The sequence below is a fragment of the Bacillus thermozeamaize genome (genome assembly GCA_002159075.1).
Lineage (GTDB): Bacteria > Bacillota > Bacilli > ZCTH02-B2 > ZCTH02-B2 > Bacillus_BB > Bacillus_BB thermozeamaize.
This window is the reverse complement of the sequence record LZRT01000123.1, coordinates 1-3,949: the sequence shown is the minus strand read 5'-3', so window position 1 is coordinate 3,949 and position 3,949 is coordinate 1. Positions and strand designations below refer to the sequence as shown.

At 54.7% G+C, this 3,949-nt stretch carries 5 protein-coding genes and 3 pseudogenes; 2 read left to right on the top strand and 6 right to left on the bottom strand.

Annotated features, from left to right (window positions below):
• Window positions 1–293, bottom strand: a pseudogene (locus tag BAA01_13565) (transposase).
• A 106-nt stretch (window positions 294–399) separates the two neighbouring features.
• Complete coding sequence (locus BAA01_13560; GenBank protein OUM84568.1) at window positions 400–648, bottom strand: hypothetical protein; 249 nt, start codon at window positions 646–648, stop codon at window positions 400–402.
• 264 nt (window positions 649–912) lie between these two features.
• Here BAA01_13560 and BAA01_13555 point away from each other — a divergent pair, with 264 nt between their 5' ends.
• Window positions 913–1,365, top strand: coding sequence for a tRNA-specific adenosine deaminase (locus tag BAA01_13555; protein OUM84569.1), 453 nt, complete (start codon window positions 913–915; stop codon window positions 1,363–1,365).
• 118 nt (window positions 1,366–1,483) lie between these two features.
• On the opposite strand, the gene BAA01_13550 is transcribed toward BAA01_13555, so the two are convergent.
• The 4 genes and pseudogenes from BAA01_13550 to BAA01_13535 form a co-directional block, all read right to left on the bottom strand.
• Window positions 1,484–1,879 (bottom strand): hypothetical protein, encoded by a 396-nt coding sequence (locus tag BAA01_13550; protein OUM84567.1) that lies wholly within the window; start codon window positions 1,877–1,879, stop codon window positions 1,484–1,486.
• Window positions 1,880–1,917: 38 nt separating this feature from the next.
• Window positions 1,918–2,769 carry a hypothetical protein gene (locus BAA01_13545; protein ID OUM84566.1) on the bottom strand — a complete coding sequence of 284 codons (852 nt, stop codon included), beginning with the start codon at window positions 2,767–2,769 and terminating at the stop codon, window positions 1,918–1,920.
• A gap of 18 nt (window positions 2,770–2,787) precedes the next feature.
• Window positions 2,788–3,213: pseudogene (locus BAA01_13540) on the bottom strand (hypothetical protein).
• A gap of 34 nt (window positions 3,214–3,247) precedes the next feature.
• The gene (locus BAA01_13535) at window positions 3,248–3,610 is read right to left on the bottom strand and encodes a hypothetical protein (GenBank protein OUM84565.1); all 363 of its coding nucleotides are present in this window, start codon (window positions 3,608–3,610) and stop codon (window positions 3,248–3,250) included.
• A gap of 155 nt (window positions 3,611–3,765) precedes the next feature.
• Between BAA01_13535 and BAA01_13530 the strand changes: the two are divergent.
• Window positions 3,766–3,949: pseudogene (locus BAA01_13530) on the top strand (hypothetical protein).

Here is a 3,949-nt window from a genome sequence, read left to right as displayed (position 1 = left end):
ACTTTCCCTCGTCCCTCAAATTGCAAGTGCTGATCGAGCAGGTACACGTGTTTGCCGGTTTGACGATCCATGTACAACCTCCGCTTGAAGCGAATGCTGCCAAACACGGTGTTGACGCTGGTTTCCCGTTCCGCCTTGACGCGAAAACGCTGGCGATCCCTTTGCTCAAGGATGATCTGATCCAACATCTCCAGCGCTGTCTTCATCGCGCTGGCGAACGCTTCCTGCATCTCCCGGAACATCCACTGCTCAAGCTCTTTCATTGTGGGAATGATTGTGGTAAAGTGCTGCACAGGAGCTTCCTCCTCTTGGTGTGTGTTTTGTACCAAATTCACTTTACCAAGGGAGAAGCTCTTTTTTCTATGTTCGCTTTTTCCAGACTTTACCCCCACGCAAATTTTACTCTAACTCGTGGACGGGCAGGGAGAAGGAGAACGTGCTGCCCTTGCCGGGCTGGCTTTTCGCCCGGATGCGCCCGCCGTGGGCCTGGACGATTTCCTTGCAGACGGCCAGGCCGAGCCGCCCTTCTTTTTGCCCCGGACCTTGCCCGTGGCGAAAAACCGGCTGAAGACCAAGGGAAGCACGGTTTTCCTGGATGCCGGCCCCCGAAAAACCCGTCCATCCGGATCCACGTCCACGAACAGTCAAGACCGCGACTGCACATCGTGCTTCCCTGGAATCCGGTCGCCATGGCGGACGAAGTCTGGATGACCTGGAGCCGGAGAAAATCGCCGGGGGGGTGATTAATAGCTACGAGGCGCTGAACACCAACGTTTGTACAAGAGCCTGACCGGAAATGATGTAACGAATCCAGATTTCCTCGGGCTGGTTTCCGGAGGATCACAGCGCCCTCTCGGGATCGGCTATTGAAGCCAGGAGGTTAGCGAAGTGGAGAGAGAAAAACGAAAATTCATGGAACTCGCGATTCAGATTGCCCATGAAAATGTCATCCGCTCAAGAGGCGGCCCGTTCGGCGCGGTGGTGGTCAAAAACGGCGAAGTGATCGGAAGTGCGGGGAACGAAGTGACTTCCCTGAACGATCCGACCGCCCACGCGGAAATCCTGGCGATCCGCAGGGCCTGCCAGCGCCTGGGAAGCTTCCAGCTGACGGACTGCGAGATCTATACAAGCTGCGAACCGTGCCCGATGTGCATCGGCGCCATCTATTGGGCGAGGCCCAAAGCCGTTTACTACGCCTGCACCAGGGAAGATGCCGCCCGCGCAGGATTTGACGATCAATTCATCTATGAACAATTGGCCCTGCCCGTTGAGCAGCGGCGGATTCCCATGGCCAAGCTGGCCGTCGAAAACGGCGATGCGCCGTTTCAGGCCTGGATCCATTCAACCAATAAGATCAGGTACTGAATATTTTTCGTGGATCGCCTCGATTTCGCCCGGGATGGCATCATATTCGGCCGGGGAGGTAAAATTTAGATCCCCATCGGCAGCCCCACCGCCAGGACATGCAGCCATCGATCCTCTTTCACCTGAAAGAAAATTCCTCGTAATGAATGGCATGCGCCGGAACCCCGATCCTGCGGAAACCGTTTCTGAATGACGCCAGCATAGCTGACGGTCCGCACATATAGATGTGTTTGCCGGCTATATTTCCCGGCACCGTCCTTGCGATGTCTTCGACCGTCAGCCTGCCCCGCTCGGCGGAATAAATGACATACACGCGGAAATGGCGATGCCGTTGTGCCGCTTCACGGATCTCGGACAGAAACAGCGCTTCGTCTTTCGTTCTTACGGTGTAGAAAAAATCGATGCTGTGGGCGAGATCCTGCGGCATGTCGCGAATCCAGCTCAGGAACGGCGTCACGCCGATCCCGCCCGCGATCCAGATTTGTTCCTTTCCGCCCTTTCTGTAATCCATCATCCCATAGTCGCCTTCGACTATTGCGATAACGCCGGTTTTCAGATGATGGTACAGATATGCGTATAATCGCCTGAAGCGCGAATGGTCAGCCGCAGGTTGTTCTCCTTCAGAGAGCTGCTGATCGTAAACGGATGCGGCTCGGACAACACCCGATTCCCTTTGAACCGGACAAACGCGAATTGTCCGGCGGTAAATTTCAATGGCTTCTTGACCGGCTGCAAGACGATTTCGACTGCCGTCGGAGTGAGGCGATTGACCTCCCGAACCTGATAGACGGCCTTTCGCCTCAAGAATTTCGCGATGAATTCGGTATAGACGTAGGATGCGATGCCCGTGGCGATAGCCGCCATCAAAACCGCGAAAGGCACCACGGTGGTCCGGACGAGCGCATCCACCAGCAACATATGGGCGGTTCCCATGATGAAGAAAATCCCGATGAACCTGTGGGAGATCCGCCAACCTCGATAAGGAATTCGGATCAGCTTCCGGACGACCGGGAGCCGCGGAGCAAGGGACAGCAGGATCAGTGCCAGGAGTCCGCCAAACGCAATATATCCGGGCGCCCGCCCGGGCGGAATTTCCTCGGCAAGCGGCACGACGAGAAAATGAAGGGGAAGCGGCAATCCCGCGATGATGCCGATGTTCCGATGGGCCGCATAGACTTTGTCGAGCCCGCCGAACAGCGGTTCCAGGAAACGCAAGCGAGTCGAAAGCAACAAGGCGACCGCCATCAGCAACATCATCGTCGCGCCGATCATTTCGCCCAGGTATTGACGAAAAAAATCCGGCCGGGTCCCGTCGTCGGCCGGCGGAAATGCGACCCATAAACCAATGTTGCCGAGAACCAGAAAAGCGATCAGAGCTTTCCCCGGGTACTTCGCAGTGGACATCGGACCTTGCCTCACGAATCAGGCTTCGCTCGGGTAAAGTTTCTGCCAGGTTTCCACCGTGTATCTGATCAAATCCTTTAACGCATCGATATTGATATCATCCAGCTTATTGATATAGATGCAGGCCTTGCTCTTCGTGTGCTTGCCGAAGTTCTCCAGCAGCTTTTCCCGTTCCTCGCTCTCATAGGCCAAATACAGGCTGAACTTCCCCTTTCTCGGCGAAAAGCCGACCAAAGGCGCGTCTCCCTCGTGTCCCGAGGCGTACTTGTAGTGATATTTTCCGAAACCGATGATGCTGGAACCCCACATTTTCGCCTAGTAGCCGGTGGTCTCCTCGAAGATTTCCAGCAGCCGGTAGGCGTCCGCCTTCCTTTTCTCATTTTCCAAGCTTTCGATGAACTCAATGACGCTGTTGTCGTTTTCTTTCATCTTGTTTTCGTACATTGGCAAGTCCTCCCGGCATTTTTCGATTGCTTTCTTACATGAAACTCGTCGCAAGCAGCACCCATCCAACGATGAAGGAAAGGCCGCCAAGGGGCGTGACCGGACCGAGCCAGCGTATTTTTTTGACGCTCAGCACGTATAAACTTCCGGAGAACAGAACGATGCCCGCAAGAAGCAGCCAGCCGGCCGCTTGAATCATCCCGTCATCCGGTTCCTGACCGGCCACAATGCCGGCCGCAATCAACCCCAATGCATGGACGAGATGATATTGCACGCCGGTCTTGAAGGTGGTCATCTCTTTCGGTTGGAGCCTGTTCTTCAGCGCATGCGCGCCAAACGCGCCCATCGCCACTCCGATTGCCATCAGAATACTGCCAAGGGTCAGGAATGTTTGCATATTTTTGTTTGTCCCCCGTACTATTAGTTATTTCGTTAGAGTAAAATTTGCGTGGGGGTAAAGTCTGGAAAAAGCGAACATAGAAAAAGAGCTTCTCCCCTGGTAATGTGAAAATGTGAATTTGCTGAAACACGCACCAAGAGGAGGAAGCTCCTGTGCAGCACTTTACCACAATCATTCCCTCAATGAAAGAGCTTGAGCAGTGGATGTTGCGGGAGATGCAGGAAGCGTTCGCCAGCGCGATGAAGACAGCGCTGGAGATGTTGGATCAGATCATCCTTGAGCAAAGGGATCGCCAGCGTTTTCGCGTCAAGGCGGAACGGGAAACCAGCGTCAACA